Annotated in this window: 18 protein-coding genes; 11 read left to right on the forward strand and 7 right to left on the reverse strand. The window is 62.7% G+C overall.

What is annotated here, in order from left to right; translation table 11 throughout:
- Nucleotides 1-11: 11 nt before the first annotated feature.
- From IPK70_16060 to tsaB, 4 genes are all read left to right on the forward strand, one after another.
- A complete protein-coding gene (locus IPK70_16060; GenBank protein ID MBK8228677.1) occupies nt 12-1,253 on the forward strand; it encodes an OmpA family protein in 1,242 nt (413 codons plus the stop codon).
- A 99-nt stretch (nt 1,254-1,352) separates the two neighbouring features.
- Nucleotides 1,353-2,771 (forward strand): TolC family protein, encoded by a 1,419-nt coding sequence (locus IPK70_16065; GenBank protein ID MBK8228678.1) that lies wholly within the window; start codon nt 1,353-1,355, stop codon nt 2,769-2,771.
- 67 nt (nt 2,772-2,838) lie between these two features.
- On the forward strand, nt 2,839-4,272 hold the full coding sequence (locus IPK70_16070) for an aldehyde dehydrogenase family protein (GenBank protein MBK8228679.1): 1,434 nt from the start codon (nt 2,839-2,841) through the stop codon (nt 4,270-4,272).
- A 40-nt stretch (nt 4,273-4,312) separates the two neighbouring features.
- The gene (gene tsaB, locus IPK70_16075; protein MBK8228680.1) at nt 4,313-4,987 is read left to right on the forward strand and encodes a tRNA (adenosine(37)-N6)-threonylcarbamoyltransferase complex dimerization subunit type 1 TsaB; all 675 of its coding nucleotides are present in this window, start codon (nt 4,313-4,315) and stop codon (nt 4,985-4,987) included.
- A 7-nt stretch (nt 4,988-4,994) separates the two neighbouring features.
- Here tsaB and IPK70_16080 read toward each other — a convergent pair whose 3' ends face one another.
- Entirely contained in the window at nt 4,995-5,915 is a 921-nt protein-coding gene (locus tag IPK70_16080; GenBank protein MBK8228681.1) for a hypothetical protein, read from the reverse strand.
- Nucleotides 5,912-7,936 carry a thioredoxin domain-containing protein gene (locus tag IPK70_16085; GenBank protein MBK8228682.1) on the reverse strand — a complete coding sequence of 675 codons (2,025 nt, stop codon included), beginning with the start codon at nt 7,934-7,936 and terminating at the stop codon, nt 5,912-5,914. Before IPK70_16085 ends, IPK70_16080 begins: the two co-directional genes overlap by 4 nt.
- On the opposite strand from IPK70_16085, the gene IPK70_16090 reads away from it, so the two are divergent.
- Nucleotides 7,935-8,522, forward strand: a complete 588-nt coding sequence (locus tag IPK70_16090) for a hypothetical protein (GenBank protein ID MBK8228683.1) — start codon at nt 7,935-7,937, stop codon at nt 8,520-8,522. The genes IPK70_16085 and IPK70_16090 overlap by 2 nt on opposite strands.
- Here IPK70_16090 and IPK70_16095 read toward each other — a convergent pair.
- Nucleotides 8,512-8,967 (reverse strand): LEA type 2 family protein, encoded by a 456-nt coding sequence (locus IPK70_16095; protein ID MBK8228684.1) that lies wholly within the window; start codon nt 8,965-8,967, stop codon nt 8,512-8,514. The two genes, IPK70_16090 and IPK70_16095, sit on opposite strands and share 11 nt — an antisense overlap.
- A 116-nt stretch (nt 8,968-9,083) precedes the next feature.
- On the opposite strand from IPK70_16095, the gene IPK70_16100 reads away from it, so the two are divergent.
- On the forward strand, nt 9,084-9,830 hold the full coding sequence (locus tag IPK70_16100) for an NYN domain-containing protein (GenBank protein MBK8228685.1): 747 nt from the start codon (nt 9,084-9,086) through the stop codon (nt 9,828-9,830).
- Between the two features lie 4 nt (nt 9,831-9,834).
- Here IPK70_16100 and IPK70_16105 read toward each other — a convergent pair whose 3' ends face one another.
- Complete coding sequence (locus IPK70_16105) at nt 9,835-10,257, reverse strand: DUF1801 domain-containing protein (GenBank protein ID MBK8228686.1); 423 nt, start codon at nt 10,255-10,257, stop codon at nt 9,835-9,837.
- 115 nt (nt 10,258-10,372) lie between these two features.
- Here IPK70_16105 and IPK70_16110 point away from each other — a divergent pair, with 115 nt between their 5' ends.
- Both IPK70_16110 and IPK70_16115 read left to right on the forward strand, forming a co-directional pair.
- Nucleotides 10,373-11,677 carry an aminopeptidase P family protein gene (locus tag IPK70_16110; protein MBK8228687.1) on the forward strand — a complete coding sequence of 435 codons (1,305 nt, stop codon included), beginning with the start codon at nt 10,373-10,375 and terminating at the stop codon, nt 11,675-11,677.
- Between the two features lie 101 nt (nt 11,678-11,778).
- The gene (locus tag IPK70_16115; GenBank protein MBK8228688.1) at nt 11,779-12,117 is read left to right on the forward strand and encodes a hypothetical protein; all 339 of its coding nucleotides are present in this window, start codon (nt 11,779-11,781) and stop codon (nt 12,115-12,117) included.
- Between the two features lie 72 nt (nt 12,118-12,189).
- Here IPK70_16115 and IPK70_16120 read toward each other — a convergent pair whose 3' ends face one another.
- The 3 genes from IPK70_16120 to IPK70_16130 all read right to left on the reverse strand — a co-directional run bounded on the left by IPK70_16120 (nt 12,190) and on the right by IPK70_16130 (nt 14,531).
- A complete protein-coding gene (locus tag IPK70_16120; GenBank protein MBK8228689.1) occupies nt 12,190-13,992 on the reverse strand; it encodes a T9SS type A sorting domain-containing protein in 1,803 nt (600 codons plus the stop codon).
- Between the two features lie 132 nt (nt 13,993-14,124).
- Entirely contained in the window at nt 14,125-14,277 is a 153-nt protein-coding gene (locus IPK70_16125; protein MBK8228690.1) for a hypothetical protein, read from the reverse strand.
- Complete coding sequence (locus IPK70_16130) at nt 14,274-14,531, reverse strand: hypothetical protein (protein ID MBK8228691.1); 258 nt, start codon at nt 14,529-14,531, stop codon at nt 14,274-14,276. Before IPK70_16130 ends, IPK70_16125 begins: the two co-directional genes overlap by 4 nt.
- 446 nt (nt 14,532-14,977) lie before the next feature.
- Between IPK70_16130 and IPK70_16135 the strand changes: the two genes are divergently transcribed.
- The 3 genes from IPK70_16135 to IPK70_16145 are packed head-to-tail and all read left to right on the forward strand — an operon-like array spanning nt 14,978 to nt 19,071.
- Nucleotides 14,978-15,730, forward strand: coding sequence for a response regulator transcription factor (locus IPK70_16135; GenBank protein MBK8228692.1), 753 nt, complete (start codon nt 14,978-14,980; stop codon nt 15,728-15,730).
- Between the two features lie 12 nt (nt 15,731-15,742).
- Entirely contained in the window at nt 15,743-18,793 is a 3,051-nt protein-coding gene (locus IPK70_16140; protein ID MBK8228693.1) for a histidine kinase, read from the forward strand.
- On the forward strand, nt 18,790-19,071 hold the full coding sequence (locus tag IPK70_16145; GenBank protein ID MBK8228694.1) for a hypothetical protein: 282 nt from the start codon (nt 18,790-18,792) through the stop codon (nt 19,069-19,071). Before IPK70_16140 ends, IPK70_16145 begins: the two co-directional genes overlap by 4 nt.
- The last annotated feature ends 93 nt before the right edge of the window (nt 19,072-19,164 follow it).

Below are 19,164 nucleotides of genomic sequence, written 5' to 3' on the forward strand. Positions count from 1 at the left end.
ATGAACGGGCCGTGAAATTGGCCCGCAGCCTCTCCATGCTGGTCGTCGCTGCTGCTTCGCATGGCGCGTTGGCGCAGCGACCTGCAGCCCCTTTGACCCAGGACAACGGTGATTGTTCCGGCGCCATCTTCATCGCGGATTCGGTTTACCACCAGCCGCAAGCGGTGCGCGGCTTCGGCAACAAGCTCGAGATCAAGGAGAATCCCAGCGACCACACCCAGTGGTTCGAGCGCGAGCACCACAGCACCTGGTACAAGTTCCGTAGCCCGGCCACCACCATCCTCACTTTCGAGATCATCCCCGACAACATCGATGACGACATCGACTTCCTGGTTTTCGAAGGCGCAATACCTGGCATCTGCGATAAAGTGGCCACCAAGGCGGTGATGCCGATCCGGAGCAACATCTCACGCAACGACAAGAGCAACCGCTCGATCTGCGGCCTGCGAAAGGACGCACCCGACCAATATGTCCGAAGCGGCGTGGGCAGCAGCTTCAGCCGCGGCATGGAGGTGAAGCAGGGCGACCTCTTTTATCTGGTGGTCGACTACCAGGACCGGCCGCTGGCGGGCTACACCATCAAGTTCCACTATGATCCGCCGCCACCGCCGCCCGAGCCGGATCCAGAGGAGGCAACGAAGAAGAAGCAGAAACTGATCGTGGAGGTCCTCGATGCCAAGACCGGCAAGCCCGTGGATGCCAACCTCACCATCGACGGCATGCGCTTCAGCGAAGTGGTGGAAGCCAAGGGCAAGAGCGTCTACGAGTTCGAGATGGACATGTACCGCAACCTGAAGATCGGATGCGTGCGCGCGGGCTACATGTTCCAGTCCATGCGCGTGAAGGGCAGCACCGAGCCAGAGGTGAAGGTCCAGCTGAAGCTGAACCCTGTGGGGGCTGGCGAGCGGGTGGTGCTTGACGATATCCGTTTCGTGGGCAACGAGGACAAGGTGATGCGTCAGAGCGAGGCCAGCCTGCTGCTCCTGCTCCGGTTCATGCAGCTGAATCCCAAGGTGCGCATCGAGATCGAAGGCCATGTGAACGGCCCCACCTTCAAGAACAAGAAAGAGTTCATTGACCTGAGCACTGCCCGCTCGAAGAGCGTTTACGACTTCCTCGTGGTGAACGATGTGGAGCCGGAACGTCTCGGCTATGTGGGTATCGGCAATGCGCAGATGCTCTACCCCAATCCGAAGAACAAGGAGGAGAGCGAGGCCAACCGCCGGGTTGAGATCAAGGTGGTCGGCAACTGATCGCCCCGGCGATGCGCCGCTCATCACAGCGGCCTTCGGCAGCCAACCGTCCCCGGTACTTTTGGTCCGCACCCGCATTGCAGGCGGGAGAACCGGACCATGAGAGCCATCCCCGTCATCGCATCCATCGCCCTTTCGATCCCCGCCGCCGCGCAGCAAGCATGGACCCTGGAGCAATGCGTGAAGCGCGCCGAAGAGCGCAGCCTCTCCGTGCTCAATGCCCAGCTCGATGCCGAGCTGGCCGACAAGACCAAGGACCAGGGCTATTGGTCGCTCGCGCCCGACCTGAACGGCGGAGCCACGCACGGCTACAATTATGGGCGCGTGATCGACCGCTTCACGAACACCTTCGCCAACGACCGGGTGCGCACGAACAACTTCTTCCTGAGCAGCACGCTCAGCTTGTTCGAGGGCTTCCGCAAGCAATCGGTGATCAGGCGGAATGAGGTGGATGCGAAGGCCGCGCGCCTGGGCATCGACGCAGCGCGCAATCAGGCCCGCCTCGAATCCGTGCAGGCCTTCCTCGATGTGGTGGCGCTGCGCGAGCGCAAGGCCGCAGCGGAGGCGCAGGCCGCCAGCACGCGCGAGCAGATCGCACGCACCCAAGCGCTCGTGGAGGCGGGCCGGCTCGCTCGCGCCGACCTCCTGGCCATCGAATCGCAACTGGCGCAGGAGGAATTCTCCGTCGTTGACCTGGGCAATCAGTCCGACCAGCGCATGCTCGCCCTTGGCCGTGCGCTGCAATTGGAGCCGCAAGAGATGCTCAGCTTCGACATCCAGGCACCGGCGATCACCGGCCTGCGGATCACCGAGCCCACAGCGGACCCCGCTGAGGTGCTGGCCAATGTCCTGCGCAGCAACCCCAGCTTCGCGCAGGCCGAAGCTCAGGCCCAGAGCGCTGAGAAAGGCATCGGCATCGCGCGATCCGGCAGCATGCCCACGCTTGGGCTGAGCGGATCCGTCGGCACGGGCTACAGCGGGCGCAACTTCCAGCAAGTGGGAGAGCCCATCATCGGCGATCCGGTGGTGATCGGCAGCACGCTCGGCGGCGATCTGGTGTACGCGCCCACCTTCAATGTGAACACGGAGCTCACGCCCTTCGGCAAGCAGCTCGACCAGAACCTCAACCAGAGCCTGCTCTTCCAGCTCAACGTCCCCGTCTTCAACCAGATGCAGAACCGGCTGTCCATCGACCGCGCGCGCGTGCAGCACGAACGCGCACGCAACAGCCTCGTTGCCGTGCGCAACGACCTGCAGCGCAATGTGCTCGATGCCATCGTGGCGCAACGCTCGGCCTACAAGCAGTTCCTTGCTGCCCAGAAAGCGGTGGATGCCGCAGCCCTCAACGAGGCGTATGCCACCGAGCGCTTCGCGCAAGGAGCCATCACCAGCATGGAGCTGGCCACCATCAAGGCCACGGTGAACCGCTCGCAGGCCGACCTGATCGCCGCCAAGTACCAGTACCTGATGGCGCAGAAGTACCTCGAGATCCTCCAAGGCATGCCCGTGGCGCTCTGATCAGTGCATCCGCCTCGGGCCCGTTCTTACGGACATTTGCGCACGGCGCTGCGCAAGCGCCATCCGCATGACCGACCAGCGATTCAGCAATGTGGCCGAGGCCGACCGTCTTTACGCGTTGCAGCGCGCTCCCGGGAATCTGCAGCGCCTCAAGGATTCCGCCGTGAAGGATCGGCTCGAGCGCATCCGGGGCATCGAGCGATACCTGCTTGACAAGGACAGGATGCGGGAGTGGACCGAGGCCCTGCGCCTGGACCTCGGCCGTTCGCCCGAAGAGAGCAAGGTGATCGAGCTGCTGCCCATGCTCGCGGCATTCCGGCATGTGCATGTCAATCTGCGCGAATGGGTGAAGGACCAGCCCGCACCGGTGCCTTTGGCGATGTCCGGCCTGAAGGCATGGACGCGCTACGAGCCGAAAGGGCATGTGCTCATCATCGCCCCTTGGAATTATCCGCTGCAGCTCACCGTCCTGCCGCTCATGCACGCCATCGCTGCGGGCAATGCGGTGGTCGTGAAGCCCTCGGAGGTCTCCGCGCATATCTCCGCCTTCATCAAGCGCATGATCACCGATCTCTTCGATGAAGCGGACGTGGCGGTGATCGAGGGTGATGTTCCCACCACCACGGCGCTGCTGGCCAAGCCCTTCCACCACATCTACTTCACCGGGAGCCCGGCCGTGGGCAAGGTGGTGATGCGCGCCGCCGCGGAGCACCTCACATCGGTGACGCTGGAGCTTGGCGGCAAATCGCCGGTGGTCCTGCATAAGAGCTTCGATGTCCGGAAGGCGGCCAACCTGATCATCTGGGGCAAGTGCATGAACACGGGCCAGACCTGCATCGCCCCCGATTACGCGCTGGTGCATGAAGGTCAGGTCGATGCGTTCATCGCTGCCTGCGCGGAAGAGATCCCACGGTTGTATGACTCCTCCGGGGAAGGCCTCGAATCCTCACCTGACTATGGCCGGATCGTGAACGAGCGCAACTTCCAGCGCGTGAAGGCCTTGATCGACGATGCGGTGGCGAAGGGCGCGCGCGTGGCCATCGGCGGCGGGCTGCGCGAAGGCGAGCGCTTCATGGCCCCCCACGTGATCACGGGGGTGACCACGGACATGGCCGTGATGCAGGAAGAGGTCTTCGGCCCGGTGCTGCCCGTGATCGCATACACCGGACTGGATGAGGCCCTGGCGGTGATCGAGAAGCTGGAGCGGCCGCTTTCATTCTACATCCTCAGCAACGACAAGCGCGCGACCGAGGCGATCATGCGCAGAACCACGGCCGGCACCACGGCCATCAATGAATTGATGGCCGTGAGCTCGAATCCGTGGCAGCCCTTCGGCGGCGTGAATCACAGCGGCCTCGGCAAGAGCGGTGGCCGCCATTCCTTCCTCGCCTTCAGCAATGAGCGCAGCGTGCAGAAGCGGGCGTGGGGAACGCTCGCTCCGCTGAGGCCGCCCTTCAAGCCCTTCTTCATCCGGTGGGCCATGCGCTTGGCGCGCCTATGATGCGCGCGTTGCCACGCATCGCCTTGCCATCTTCGCCGCCGTGCCCGTGATCCTCTGCATCGAGACCGCCACCAAGCTCTGCTCCGTGGCCTTGGGCCGCGACGGCGTGCTGCTGGCTGAGCAGGAGCTTGCGAGCGATCGCCTGGTGCATGCCGAGAAGATCAATGTGTTCATCGATGCGGTGCTGCGCGAAGCCGGCGCTGACATGCGCATGCTCGGGGCGGTGGCCGTCGGCATCGGGCCGGGCAGCTACACGGGACTGCGCATCGGGCTCAGCGCGGCCAAGGGCCTCTGCTATGCGCTCGGCATCCCGATCATCGGCGTGTCCACCCTGGAGACCCTGGTGCAGTCGGCGGGATTGAAGGGCCACGCGTCATGGCCCATGATCGACGCGCGTCGGATGGAGGTGTTCGCCCAAGCGTTCGGTCCGGATGGACGCGTGCATGGCGAAGCCGCGCCCCTGCTGCTCGAAGAGGCATGGGCCGAGAGCGCCGGATCATGCGCTGTGTTCGGAGATGGCGCTGACAAGGCCACGGAGCTGTGGTCCCGGCACCCGTTGATCACGCATAGGCCAGGCGTTCGTCCGCATGCGCGCGCCATGCTCGCAATAGCGGACGAGCGATTGCGTGATGGTGCAATGGACGACCTCGCCTACCTGGTGCCCCTCTATGGCAAAGAGGCCAAGGTGACCCAGCCCCGGAAGAAGGGAGCTTGAGCTCGGCTCAGCGCCGGGTCGTTACGAACTTCAGCACATGGATATTGCCCGAGGACATGTCCTTGCGCAGCCGTGCTTTGGGCAGCATGGTGCCTTCCTCGTACACGTACTCGTCCCGTGAGACCTGCTTTTCGCCGAGCCAGTACTCGCCCGCGATCACATTGCCAGCAGCATCGTAGCGCCAAAGACGCCGCGTGATCCGGGCCTGAGCCAGGTCGGGTTGTTCCGTGCGTTCGGCCAAGCGGCCCTGCTCATCGTATCGGAAGGCGATCCGACCGCGCCGGTTGCTCACCAGGTAATGGTCGTCGATGGCGAGCAGGTAACCGCGCCGATCACTGGTGAAGAGCTGCTCACGATAGGGCAGGTCAAGGTTATTCAAGTAGGACTTGAGCTCCGTGCTGTCGTTCAGGCGCGCATAGCGGAAGTGCTCGTCGCTCACCTCGATGACGGCGCCGGGCACCAATTCGTAGCGGTTGCTCCCCAGGTTCTCGATCCGCTGATAGGTCTCCCGGACCACACGTCCCTCCGCATCATGATCCACCACATACGCGAAGTGGCCGCCGAGGTCGTTGCGCAAGCGCCGAACCACCCGGCCATCGGCATCGTGCTCGTAGGCGATGGAAGCCGTGTCGCGCCCGGTGCCCGGCTGGCCGTAGGAGTTGTTGCTGTAGGTCAGCCGGCCCGCGTCATCGAAGCGATAGAGCAGTCGTTCCCGCTCGGTGCGCATGGGTTCACCGTCGCGCTTCACCAGGCGCTCACCCACGATGCTGGCGATCCCGTTGCGCGCGATGAAGCGTTCGTTGAAGGCTGGAAGATCCGTTTCCTCGGCGCCCGGGATCACGAGCAGTGCTTGCGGGAGGGCTTCGCATACGGCCAGGAACAGTGCAGTTGAAGGGAGGAGGAGGCGCAGTCCGGGGAACATCGTCATCGCAGCTGGGAGAGGGCTTCCTGAACAGTGGGTACGGGAAGCTGGCAGCTCTTTTCCACGCATACAAAGATCATGCTCCCGGGCAGGGCCTTGTCGCGCAGCAAGGGCAATTGCGAACGACCCGTTGTGCCCAGGAAGAGCCGATTGGCGATGTACCGCTCCGCGAAATCGCGCCGCAGGCGCAGCGCTTCAGGCCCCGTAATGGCGATCTCGTGCAGAGGCCATCCGCGCATCAGCGCGAGATGGCCCCAATTGCTGAAGCCTGATGGATGCTCGGCGATGCGCGGGAGCATGCGCGCGAGCATCGCTTCGGCCATGCCGCCCAATCGGGCATCGTCGTGATAGGTGCCCAACGCGGATAGGCAGCGCGCCATCGCGGAGTTGCTCGCCGGGATCACATTGTCGTCGAGCTCCATGGGGCGCGCGATCAAGGGCGCATCCTGGTCACTGGTGAAGTGGAAGAAGCCGGTGGACTCATCGCGGAAGTGGCGGATGGCATGTTCGGCCAGTGCCAAGGCATCGGTGAGCCAGCGCTCATTGAAGGTGAGGCCATAGAGCGCCAATAGGGCCTCGATCGTGAACGCATAGTCCTCCAGGTAGCCATTGATGGAAGCGGTTCCCGCCTTCCAACTATGACGCAAGCCGCCATCGGTCTTGCGGCACTCCTTCATCAAGTGCTCCATGCAACGCTCCGCTCGGCTGAGCCATCGCTCCTCGCCGAAGACCTCGTGGGCATCGCACAGGCCGGTGACCATGAGCGCGTTCCAGCTGGTGAGCGATTTATCGTCGAGGCCCGGGCGCACGCGCTTGTTGCGCGCCTGCATCAGCAAGGTCCGGATCCGCGCGAGGCGCTCACCCAGCTCCGCTTCGCCGATGCCGAATGCGCGCGCGAAGTCGGCATCGGGCATGCCGCGCCTCAGGATGTTGCGGCCATGCTCCCACAAGGCTTTCCCGCCGATGTCGAAGTAGGCGCGGGCCAGATCGTATTCGGGGCCGAGCGCTTCCTGCAGGTCGTCATCGGACCACACGTAGAAGAGGCCTTCCTCGCCCTCGCTGTCGGCATCGATCGCGCTGAAGAACGCGCCTTCAGGCGATGACATCTCATGCTCGATGAAGCTGATGGTGAGGGTGACCACCTCCTTGTAGATCGCCTTCTTCAGCACTTGATAGGCTTGGCTGTAGAGCGATACGAGCTGCGCGCTGTCGTACAGCATCTTCTCGAAGTGCGGCACCTTCCACAGGGTATCGGTGCTGTAGCGTGCGAAGCCGCCGCCCACCCAATCGAAGATGCCCCCCATGGCCATGCGGTCGAGCGTGAGCTCCACGTGCTGAAGCAATTCCCTGTCGTTGGTGAGCACCGCCAAGCGAAGCAGGAACTGGTAGTTGTTTGGCATGGGGAACTTGGGCACGCGGTCGGCGCCGCCATGCTGCTGATCGAGCCGCGGCTTCCAGGCCTCGGCCATGCGCAGCACGGTTGCTCGCGCTTCGGCGATGGGCGCTGCCTCGTCTGGAGCGATCATGCTGCCAGCGACCCCGCGCTGCAGCCGTGCCGCTTGCTCCATCACGCGGGTCGGCTCTGCCTGCCATGTCCGATTCAGGTCGGTGAGCACACGGCTCCATTGCTCCGGCGGGAAGTAGGTGCCGCCATACACTGGGCGGCCATCGGGCAATGCGAAGCAGTTCAAGGGCCAGCCGCCCCGGCCGGTCATCAGCTGCACGGCGGTCATGTACACGTGGTCCACATCGGGCCGTTCCTCGCGATCCACCTTAACGCATATGTACCGCGCATTCATCAGCGCGGCGATCGCGGGATCAACGAAGCTCTCGCGCTCCATCACATGGCACCAATGGCAGCTGCTGTAGCCGATGCTCACCAGCAGCAGCTTGTTCTCCGAGCGTGCTTTAGCGAGGGCCTCCTCGCCCCAGGGGAACCAATCCACCGGGTTGTGCGCATGCTGCAGGAGGTAGGGGCTGCTTTCGCGTGCGAGCCGGTTGGGCGGATTACTTTGTCCGAGCGTCATGGATCCTTCAAAGGAAGTCGCTCGCGCACCGGTCCTGACTGATGCCCGGCGGCGCGATCAACCATTCGCCGTTGGATCAGGCCCCCCATCGGAGGTGCTCGACCGCAGCTGGCCCGGCACCTTCATGGCCCTCGGTGTCTTCGTTGGATTGGTGAGCGCGCTCACGGTGGTGCCCTGGACGCTCATCGACCATGGCCTGCTGATGCGCTTCTTCATCGGCCTCTGCTTCGTGGGCAACCTGCTTCCCTATGCTCGCTCAGGGCTGCGCATGGGCATGGAGCGCTTGGAGTGGTTCCTATTCAACCTCCTGGCCATCGGTCCGCTGGTGACCAGTGCGCTGCTCTGGTCCAATTACATCGGGCATGGCCCTCCATCGGCCAGCACGCATCAGGTGATGGATGTCGAGAATCACCGCACGTATTGGACGTACACATTCACCGATGACTTCCTGCATGACCATTGGATGGCGCGCAGCATCTACCCCGACCTGCCCGGTGCGCATGGCCACATGCAGGAAGTGAGCATCGCCGACGGCCTCCTCGGATTCGAAGTAGTGGTGCAGAAACGGCCGGTGGTCAGTCCCTGAGGCTGATCACCTGGCTCACATCGAAGGGGAAGCGTTTCTTCAACGCACCGGCGCGGCCAGCAGCGGAGCCCTTCGCGCCCACTTTAACCTCGCCGCTCAGCGCACTGGTGATGAGCATGGCCACTAATGGCCCGCCTGCGAGGTCGGCGTGCATGTACACCGGATAGACCGAGGTGGTCTTCTTGTCTATCACCAACGCCGAATCGAGCAGTGCCTTGCCGATGTAACGGTCGTTCAGGAAGAGGTCCACATCGGGCTCTTCCACATGGATCCGGAAACCGTTGGGATTCTCGATCCGCGCATCGACCCGCAAGGCGATGGACTTCGCATTCATGCTGATCAGCTCGGCATCGGTGATCTCATGCAGCACCACGTCCTGATAGCGGGAGCAGGAGGCGAGGAGCAGGGCGATGGCTGAATAGGAGAGGAGGCGCGTGGGTCTCATGGTCCGCGGCGTGGCGAAGGTCGTGCCGTTCAACGGTAAACAGAGCGGGGCCCTGCGTCATCGGTCTCCCTTGGTGCGTCTTCCTTGCACCGGGGCCCGCTCTACCTTGTCCCCGCATGAAGAAGATCAACGACACCACCATCGCGCTCTTGATCGATGGCGACAACGCGGCTCCGAAGCGCCTCGCCGCCATCCTGGAAGAAGTCTCGAAGCAAGGCACCATCACCATCCGCCGCATCTACGGCGATTGGACCACCACCGGGATGAGCGGATGGAAGGAGCTGCTCAACGCGAATGCGATCCAGCCCGTCCAGCAGTTCGCCTACACCAAGGGCAAGAACAGCACGGACAGCGCCCTGATCATCGACGCCATGGACATCCTCCACGGTGAACTGGTGGATGCCTTCTGCATCGTGAGCAGCGACAGCGACTACACGCGCCTGGCCACGCGCTTGCGCGAGAGCGGCATCTTCGTGATGGGCGTGGGCGAGAAGAAGACCCCCGATGCCTTCGTGAAAGCATGCGAGCGCTTCATCTACGTTGAGAACCTCGATGTGCATGAGTCACCGGCGACCCCGGCCCGGCCCGCCAACGACCGCCGGAAGGGCAGCGCCTCCAGTCCGCTTTCGGCCAACACCGCACTGATGAACAAGCTGCGCAAGGCGTTCACCATCGCCAGTGGCGAAGAGGATTCCGCTTCGCTCAGCAAGATCGGTCAAGCCCTGCGCCGCCTCGATCCCGGCTTCGATCCGCGCAGCTACGGTCACGCCTCGCTCTCTTCCTTGGTGAATGCGCTGAAGGACAAGCTGGAGATCACGCGCGAGGAGAAAGGGAACACGGTGATGGTGCGGTTCAGGGGTTAGGCCTTCAGCGCTGCGGATAGGCCTTCCTTGTGGCCGCGATCGATTTCTTGATCATCCCCTTCAGCACCTTCAGGTCGATGTCGGCGAGGCGCCGCACGTACAGGCAGCCTTTGGTGGCCCGCGACTTGCCCAGCTTAGCCAGTGTCGTCGAATCCAAGGCTTCCTGACCCAGGTAGATCACCAGATCCGGTTTGCGCGGACTGAAGGCCGCCAAGGGCGCGCTGCCCGAATGGCCGCTGGCGTAGGTATAGTGGTAGGCGCCAAAGCCAACGATGCTCGGGCCGTACATGTGCGGCTCCTCGCCGGTGAGCTCATGCATCAGCTTCATCAGCGCGCGGCAATCGTCGCGCACCTCCTCCTTCGGCTGCTTGTCGATGAAGGCATCGACGCTGGCGGCGGTGGCGTGGGTCTTGTTGGGCTTTGGCATGGTGTGAAGTTCAGATGCGCCAAGGATAGCAGCAAGTAGTCCGATGATCGGCGAGGACTGCTGCCGGCAGCCCAAGACATACCTCTACTACCTTCGCCATTCACAGTTCCCAGCCATGCGTTACGCCCCCCTTTCCGCCGCCACCTACCGCGAGCACCGCCTCCGTTTCCGCCAAGCCATGGAGAAAGGCGGCCTTGCCATCTTCCACAGCAACGATATCATGCCCACGAGCGCTGATGGTTCGATGCCATTCAAGCAGGCCAGCGATATCTTCTACCTCAGCGGTATCGATCAGGAGGAGACGATCCTGCTGCTCTTCCCCGATGCGATGGATCCCAAGGACCGCGAGATCCTCTTCGTGCGCGAGACCAGCGAGCTGATCGCGATCTGGGAAGGCGCCAAGTTCAGCCAGAAGGAAGCGAGCGAGCTGAGCGGCATCGCCACCGTGCTGTGGACCACGAGCTACGAGGCCACGATCAAGCGGCTGGTCCCGCAATGCGAGCACCTGTACCTGAACAGCAACGAGCACCTGCGCCAAGGCAACGAGGTGGAGACGCGCGAGGAGCGCAAGAACAAGGAACTGCGCGCCCAATATCCGCTGCACAGCGTGAAGCGGAGCGCGCCGATCATGCACCGCATCCGCAGTCGCAAGACGAAGGAGGAGGTGCCGCAGATCCAACGCGCGATCGCGATCACGGGCAAGGCCTTCGAGCGCGTATGCGGTTTCGTGAAGCCCGGCGTGAAGGAGTACGAGATCGAGGCGGAGATCACGCACGAGTTCCTGCGCAACGGCTCGCGCGGGCACGCCTACACGCCGATCATCGCCAGCGGCTACAACGCCTGCGTGCTGCACTACATCACCAATGACCAGATGTGCAACGACGGCGATGTGATCCTGATGGACTTCGGCTGCGAGTACGGCGGCTACGCGAGCGACCTGACGCGGTGCGTCCCCGTGAACGGCCGTTTCACCAAGCGCCAGCGCGATGTATACGACGCGGTGCTGCGCGTGAAGAATGAGGCCACGCAGTTGCTGCGCCCCGGCACCCTGCTCGCCGACTACCACAAGCAGGTGGGCAAGATCATGGAGAGCGAACTGATCGGTCTCGGGCTCATCGACAAGAACGATGTGGCGAAGCAGGATCCGGAGAAGCCGCTGTACAAGAAGTACTTCATGCACGGCACCAGCCACTTCCTCGGCTTGGATGTGCACGATGTGGGACTGTGGAACGAGATGATCCAGCCGGACATGGTCTTCACCGTGGAGCCGGGCATCTACATCCGCGAGGAGAAACTGGGCATCCGCCTGGAGAACAACATCCTCGTTACACGCGACACCCCGATTGACCTGTTCGCTGACATTCCCGTTGAAGCGGATGCGGTGGAGGAGATGATGAACAGGAAAGTGGTACCGGCCTAGATCGATTCGGCCCCGCGACATGGTGCAGGGGCTTCGGGCACCAGCCTCGTTTCGCGTTACCTCAGCCTTGCGCGCGCATTCAGCTTGCAAACCGCACCACTATGAACCTGCGCGCACTAGGATTGGCCGGCCTCATCGTAGGCGTTCTTTTCAAGCTCCTTCACTGGCCGGGAGCGGGCACCATCGTGCTGTTCAGCGCTCTGCTCACCGCCGTGGCCATTGTGCTTCGAATCGCTCGAAGACGCGTGCCATGGACCATCGAGATCAGCAAGCCGGGCTGGTTCGCCCCATCGATCGTCACAGCGCTCTGCGGCATGATGTTCAAGACGTTGCACTGGCCCGGAGCGGACATCCTGCTCATGGTAGGCATGATCGCGACGGCGGCTTGGGTGCTGGCCACGCAGCTGCGGCGTGCACTACGCCCGCAAGCGACCACCTAGACGGAACAGCCTATGTGCTTGACAGCCCCTCGAGGCGTTCGAGGGGCTGTCGCTCATTCCGATATCTCGCCATCACTCCTTCAGGATGCGCCCCGTGTGCCGTGCATTCCTTGCAACGGCCTCGTAGAGGTAAACGCCTTCCGCAAGCGCGCGCACATCGATGCTGTTGCGATCAGGCTGTATGCGCTGCCGCAGGATAGTGCGGCCCGTGGCATCGCGCAGGGTGAATGCACCACCAGCAAGGTCGTTCGGCGCTTGGAAGTGTACCGCGTCGGAAACGGGGATGGGGAAGAGCGCGAGCTGGAGCGTGCTATGCGGCTCACTCACATTCACCGAGGTGTAATCCGCACAACCATTGCCGAAGGCCATTGTCTCGCCGACATTCCAAACAGGCAGGGTCTGCGCGAACGCCAGTACGCTATCCACGCGAGAGCGCAATGCAACCACACTCGCTTCTGGTCCGCCGCTCGAAGCGCGCGCATACACGTAAGCGAATAGGAGGTGCATGTTCTCACCGGGTTCCAACGTGAAGGCTCCCATGCCCATGAGTCCGCGGCGATCCGGTGTGGCTGGTGTCTGGGCGGTTTCGCTCCACGGCGCCTGCACTTGTCCACCGGTGCCCGCTCCTACAGGGTCGCCATCGCCGGGGAACATGAACGCGCAGAGCAGCGCATCAGGGTCCGGATCGTAGCCCGACCCGCCATAGCTCATGGGCGTACCATCCTTCCAGATGCCGCGCAAGTAGTTGTAGGCATGCACCGTCGTTGCCGGGTCGTTGCAGCAGGATGATGAGTAGCTGTTGAAGTACATGAAGTGAGAAAGCCCGTAGCGCTCGTTGTCGATGATCCCATCGCCGAAGCCCCGGCCGTTCCAATTGGGCAGCGCGTTGGATTGCGCATCATCCGACCCGTCGGGTTCGACCAGTGGTCCTTTGATCACAGCCATGCCGAACGCCGGTGGCTGCACCCCATATCCGGCTTGGCCCGTGCAACTCGCATCGAAGTTGTCCCAATTGTAGGCGTAGGCCAGGTTACGCGATGGGTCGCAGCCGATGAAGTCGTTGCTGGCGCAGCCGATATCGAAGTCGTTGAAGAACCCGAGCATGGTGCTGGTGTAGGTCTGCGCGCTGCGGTTGATCAGGCGGTAGGACACGAACACGGACTGGCTGATGGCAGGATCCGAGCTGTTGAACGCGAATGGCATCTGTTGCACTTCGACCCCCAGGCCCGTGTTGCCGTTCGCGACGCCGAGGTAGTCATTGAAGACGCTGAAGAGCGCTTGGTCGCCCATGATGCAAGGTGCATCGCCATCGGCCGGGTCGTAGTAGCCATCTTGGTTGAAGTCGTGGAATGGCGCGAGGTATGCGTCGTAGCCCGCAGCTATATCGCCCATGGCGGGCCAAGCGGTGAAGGACGCCGGGATAGTGTATCCATTCGGGAAAAGGATGGATGGGTCGCAGCCAGGGTCATTCAGGCATAGGAAATATGCGTGGTGCGCATCCACTTCGGCCCGGCTCACGCGCCACACTTGGTCGTAGGTCGCTGAAGTGGCTTCGTCCGTTGTGCCATTGAGTTTGAGGGGCCCTGGGAAGAAGTGCATGGTGCCGAAAGAATCATAGAGCGTGCTCGAGACGCGCAAGCCGCCATTGGCATCCTGTCCTCCGAGCCAGAGGCCGCCGGCATAGAGCGGGCTCGCGGGTTCACCAATGGGCACCTCGTACTGGGAGGTACTCTGGCTGCCGCCACCGGCTACGCGGCCATTCGAGAAGAACCGGGCGCGCACGTCACCGATATCCAGTTCGGAGAAGGCTTGTGCATGGGCCGTATTCAGCGCGAGCAGGAGAATGCCGGGCAGGAAGGAGTACCGAGCGGTCATGGTATTCGGCGCCGGATGTGACCGGTGCGCAACGCCAACCTAGCGCGAGGCGCCAAGTCTCATGCATGCCCTACGAGGAACGAAACGTCCTATCACACGAACGGTCGTGAAACTTGGAAACAGAAGCGGGAATCAGCGCAGCTCGTACACCACCTCCACCGCATCGGGCAGCGTGGTATCCACCACAAGCGAGTACACCGCCTCCCCCTGCTCATCCTTCTCCAGCACATTGCCGGCGATGGTCAGGGCGCGGTACGTGGGAACGATCGGCGTGGAGGAGGTCAAGCGACGCGGCGGAGTTGGAAAGGCTGCACGGCGGAGGTCTCTCCGTCGAGCACCATGAGGTAGTAGTCCTCACCCATCAGGTCGGTGATGCGCACGCGGGTCACCGGACCGCGCACATCGCCTGACTTCACGATGTGGCCGCTGGCATCGCAGATATCGAACAGCGCGCCCTCGGTGCCGGGCTCGTAATCGAACATGAGCAGGCGCTCGATCTGGTCGATGCGCAAGCGGAGCTCGAGGGGCTGGTGGGCCATGCCAGGGTGGAATTGGGCTTCATACGCCAACTGGCCTTAGCGGGTTCCTGAAGGCCGAAGGCCCGATCAGCTCTTGCCGACCGGGCCTCCCACCACCAAACCAAAACCAAACCCTATCCCATGGGCAGGCTAGCTGCCCTGATCATTGAAGATCCAGAGTGAAGTCCTTTCAGTACGCATGGCAACGAGGGGTTTTTCCGGCGTTCGTGGCACCAAGCTAGCGTGGGGCAGCGCGTCGCGGAGGTGATGAACGAGGAGCGGCAAAGCCCGTCAAGTGAGCGGGGGATACGCTCAATGCGCCGATCGGGCGTGCACGTTGCGAAGCGGGTTATGGGCGCAGTGCGACGGATGATGCCTTCGCCGTTGCTCGCCCCACCCTTGCCGAAGGCTGGCGATCGACTTCCGCGCAGCGCCTTCAGTCTATCTTTTCGCCAAACCAGAACACCATGTCACTGCGCGCGCTGATCGTTGACGACGAGGCCGATGCCCGGGAGAACCTCCGCATGATGCTCGAAGAGCATTGCCCCGAGGTGCAAGTGGTTGGACAAGCGGGGAGCGCTGCCGAGGCCCGACAGCGCATCCAGGAGCTGCAGCCCAATGCCCTCTTCCTCGATATCAAGATGCCCGGTGAGGATGGCTTCCAGCTGCTCGCCTCCATCGCGGAGCTCGATCTGCCGGTGGTCTTCACCACGGCCTATGATGAATACGCGCTCAAGGCCTTCAAGGAGAACGCGCTCGATTACCTGGAGAAGCCCATCGACCATGAGGAACTGGAGCGTGCGGTGAAGAAAATGGCGAAGGCTGCCGGAGAGCTCCATAGCAATCAGCCCTCGGCGATCGCGGCCCTGATGAAGGATCCGGCCTCACCCTTGAGCACGCGCGTGGCCATCCCCGGTCGCGATGGCCTGGTGCTGCTGAAGCAGGAGGACATCATGTACCTGGAGGCCAACGACAGCTATACCACCGTGCACTTGAAGGACGGCAAGCGCAGCGTGAGCAGCAAGCACATCCGGGTGTTCGAGGACAACCTGGACCCCAAGACCTTCTTCCGCGTGCACAAGTCGTACATCATCAACCTCGAGCACCTGAAGGGCTTCAGCCGCACCGAAGGCAACATGGCCATGCTCGACAATGGCACCATGATCCCCGTGTCGCGCCGGCGTTTGCCCGATTTCCTCGGATTGATCAATACGTTCTGAGATTTGCGGGCGATGCGTGCCTGCGCCCTGCTTGTTGCCTTAGCCGCCGCTTCTGCGAGCGAAGCGCAACAGCATGCGTTCAGACAGGTCACGACGCGTGATGGCCTCGCGCAGAGCCAGGTGCGCGCGATCGCCCACGATGCCGACGGCTTCCTCTGGTACGGCACCTTGGGCGGAGCCAGCCGGTTCGATGGCCTTGTGTTCCAGAACCGCTCTGTGCAGGACGGCCTGCCGGACCCTTTGGTGAGCGCCATCGCACTTGATGCAGAAGGCACGCTCTGGCTGGGCTCCGGCAATGCCATCGTGCGGGTCCAGGGGAAGAGGTTGATCGAAGAGCGCCTGCCAGGCAGTGATCGCGCAGCACGCGTGCTCAGCATGGCTGCGGCGCCTGGCGGAGACCTGTACATAGGAACGGATGGAAGCGGCGTGTACCATCGAGATTCGAAGGGCGTGCACCTCATGGCCGGGTATCCTATCGGAGCACCGAATGTGCGTGCCATGCTGCTCTTGCGCGATGGTTCCCTGCTCGTTGGGCATCGCACCGGCCTGTTGCATTGCGCCGATGGCCGTTGTGCAGATGTCCCGGTCGGCGACGCTGAGCCGAAGCTTGTGAGCGCTTTGGCTGAGGCCGATGACGGCAGCTGGTGGGTCGGCACCCTTGGCAGCGGCCTTTATCGCGTGGCGACGAACGGCGCATTGCTCGCGGAATACGATGAGGAGAACGGGCTGCTGCAGAATAACGTCCGTTGCTTGCTGCGCGACGACCGGGGCAGATTGTGGATAGGCTCGAAGCTGGGCCTGAACATGCTTGAAGGGAAGCGCCTCCGGACCTTCACGGTGCATCAAGGACTTCCGAACGATAATATCCAGTGCGCTTACCAGGACCGTGAGGGAAACCTGTGGTTCGGGACCGACGGCGCAGGCGCGCTCAGGTATCTTGGGGATCGGTTCGTCACCTTCACGGTGAAGGACGGCCTTTGCAGCGACCTGGTGATGAGCATCACGGCCGATGCCCTAGGCGACCTCTGGCTCGGCACATACGACAATGGCATTTGCCGCATGGACGGCATGGCCATGATCACCACCTTCGATGGCCTTCCGAACAACACGGTATGGTGCGGTCTCCTTGATCGCGATGGCTCGCTCTGGTTCGGCACCAGCGAAGGCCTGGCGCATGTGGTGAACGGCGTGGTGCAGCGCCAGCGCGGCGATGCGCCATTAGCAGGGTCAAGGGTGTTCGCCTTGCATCAAGACAGCACCGGGCGCATCTGGTGCGGCACGCGCGAAGGGCTCTACTCCTTCGATCCGGGCACCGGGCAGTTCCGCCACGAAACAGGTGATCACGGTCCTCAGCGGTCCGTGCGTGCGATCATGGCCTCTGCTGATGACGGGTTGGAGATGGTGGGCGATGACGGCTTCTTCACCTTCCGGGAGGGTCGCTTCAATCGGATCGGCATGGATCAAGGACTGAGCGATCATACGGCGCTCTGCATGGTCCGGGATCGAGCGCAACGTACCTGGGTGGGCACCGCCAACGGGGTCTCTTGCCTGCTGCCGGGCGGTGTCCGCACCATCCGGTTCGCCGATGATTTCGGATCGAATTACATCAACTTCCTCCGTTCGGATGAAGCTGGTAGAATCTGGGCCGGCACCAACAATGGCCTGTTCCGGTTCGATGCCGATAGCATCCTGACGGATTCGTCGGCACGCCAGCACGTGACCATGAGCGATGGCCTGCGCGGTCTCGAGTTCAACCTGAATTCGGCGCACGCCTGGACGCATGGCCGCATGCTCTTCGGCAGCGCGACAGGGCTGGTGCTCTACCAGGGGCCTGTGATTCCTGGCATTCGTGCCGCGCATGCGACGGCACCGGGAATCAGCATCCATGGCGTCCGCTCATTCTTGCAGCCGTCATTCTGGAAGGACCAATGCGACAGCCTCGATGCCGAGGGCCTTCCGATCGGACTGCATGTGGACTACCGGCGGCACTACCTCACCTTCGACTACTCGGCCACGGCATTCGCCCGCCCGGAAGAGGTGCGTTACCGCTATCGCCTGGTGGGCCTCGATCCGGACTGGCTGCCGCCCACCGATGCACGCTTTGCTTCTTTCAGCAACCTGCCGCATGGCCAGTACACCTTTGAAGTGATCGCGGCCGCCGGCGATGGGCCTTGGAGCGAGCCGGCTGCGTTCAGTTTCCGGATCGACCCGCCTTACTGGGCCCGCTGGTGGTTCTTCGCGTTGTGCGCGATTGCAATGGCGTCCGTCGCGTACGCCATCCATCGCATCCGAGCGTCGCGCAGGGCACGGCGCGAGAAGACCCGCCAACTGATGCTGCGCTCGCGGATGCTGCAATTGGAGCAGCAGGCGCTCAATGCCAACATGAACCGCCACTTCGTGTTCAATGCGCTGAACAGCATCCAGTTCCACATCAATCGTCAGGACCGCGCCACCGCCAGCCGCTATCTGACCAGTTTCGCGAAGCTGATCCGCAAGAACCTCGATGCCAGCCAGAGCGATACCACCACCCTCGCCGAGGAATTGGAGCGCCTTGAACTCTACCTGAAGCTTGAGCACATGCGCTTCAAGGACAAGTTCCGGTATACCATCACCGTTGATGCCGGAGTGGATGCGAATCAGGTGCGCCTGCCAGCCATGATGCTGCAGCCCTATGTGGAGAACAGCATCTGGCATGGCATCCTGCCGATGGAGGGCCAGGGGCATGTGGCCATAACGGCGGCACCCGCTCTTGAGCCGGGCAGGGTAGTGGTTCGGATCGAGGATGATGGCATCGGCGTGGAGCAGAGCCAAAGAGCGAAATCGGGGGTTGAGAACGACCACATTTCCCGCGGGATCGAGATCACGAAGGGCAGGGCCGATGTGCTGCGCAGGCTTGAGCTGACGGATATCCGGATAGACGGCCCCAAGGAACGGTCGCACGCGGCCAGCGAACGGCAAAGAGGCACCATCGTGCTCATAGAACTCCCTGTGCAACAGGTCGTAACAAATCGCGTTGAAGGCTTGCAAACGCCCCACGACGACTATACATTTGGTCCGTCATGAAACGCCAAAGCACCTTCCTTAACCTGTTCAGCGCGATAGCCATCTTGGCCATGCTCGCCGTTTCAGGTTGCTCCAAGGATGATGGGTTCGCTCCTTGCCAGCATGAGGAAGAGAACCTCGGGGACACGAAGAGCTCGGGCGGTGCATCCCTCGATTCAAACGATGCCGCTGGCAAGCCCGGGAATCTGCGCGGCACCTCTGGCGGAAGCTCCATCAGCGACGATGGCGACGATGTCGGCGATGGTGAGCGCAACAAGAAGAAGAAGCCGAATAACTGACCCCCCCAGCATTCGGTACTTTGCATGAGCGCCCGGTTACCCGGGCGTTTTCATTTCCTCCCTTCGCTGATCACGGGAAGCCGTTGCCCGATT

Source organism: Flavobacteriales bacterium, assembly GCA_016712535.1.
Classification (GTDB): Bacteria; Bacteroidota; Bacteroidia; order Flavobacteriales_F; family PHOS-HE28; genus PHOS-HE28.

Excerpts from the sequence above, each read along its gene's own strand:
- IPK70_16140 (MBK8228693.1), top strand. The coding sequence starts at position 15,743 with ATGCGTGCCTGCGCCCTGCTTGTTGCCTTAGCCGCCGCTTCTGCGAGC.
- IPK70_16110 (MBK8228687.1), top strand. The coding sequence starts at position 10,373 with ATGCGTTACGCCCCCCTTTCCGCCGCCACCTACCGCGAGCACCGCCTC.
- IPK70_16090 (MBK8228683.1), top strand. The coding sequence starts at position 7,935 with ATGGATCCTTCAAAGGAAGTCGCTCGCGCACCGGTCCTGACTGATGCC.
- IPK70_16130 (MBK8228691.1), bottom strand. The coding sequence starts at position 14,531 with ATGGCCCACCAGCCCCTCGAGCTCCGCTTGCGCATCGACCAGATCGAG.
- IPK70_16080 (MBK8228681.1), bottom strand. The coding sequence starts at position 5,915 with ATGACGATGTTCCCCGGACTGCGCCTCCTCCTCCCTTCAACTGCACTG.
- IPK70_16145 (MBK8228694.1), top strand. The coding sequence starts at position 18,790 with ATGAAACGCCAAAGCACCTTCCTTAACCTGTTCAGCGCGATAGCCATC.
- IPK70_16115 (MBK8228688.1), top strand. The coding sequence starts at position 11,779 with ATGAACCTGCGCGCACTAGGATTGGCCGGCCTCATCGTAGGCGTTCTT.
- IPK70_16100 (MBK8228685.1), top strand. The coding sequence starts at position 9,084 with ATGAAGAAGATCAACGACACCACCATCGCGCTCTTGATCGATGGCGAC.
- IPK70_16065 (MBK8228678.1), top strand. The coding sequence starts at position 1,353 with ATGAGAGCCATCCCCGTCATCGCATCCATCGCCCTTTCGATCCCCGCC.
- IPK70_16095 (MBK8228684.1), bottom strand. The coding sequence starts at position 8,967 with ATGAGACCCACGCGCCTCCTCTCCTATTCAGCCATCGCCCTGCTCCTC.
- IPK70_16070 (MBK8228679.1), top strand. The coding sequence starts at position 2,839 with ATGACCGACCAGCGATTCAGCAATGTGGCCGAGGCCGACCGTCTTTAC.
- IPK70_16120 (MBK8228689.1), bottom strand. The coding sequence starts at position 13,992 with ATGACCGCTCGGTACTCCTTCCTGCCCGGCATTCTCCTGCTCGCGCTG.
- IPK70_16105 (MBK8228686.1), bottom strand. The coding sequence starts at position 10,257 with ATGCCAAAGCCCAACAAGACCCACGCCACCGCCGCCAGCGTCGATGCC.
- IPK70_16135 (MBK8228692.1), top strand. The coding sequence starts at position 14,978 with ATGTCACTGCGCGCGCTGATCGTTGACGACGAGGCCGATGCCCGGGAG.
- IPK70_16085 (MBK8228682.1), bottom strand. The coding sequence starts at position 7,936 with ATGACGCTCGGACAAAGTAATCCGCCCAACCGGCTCGCACGCGAAAGC.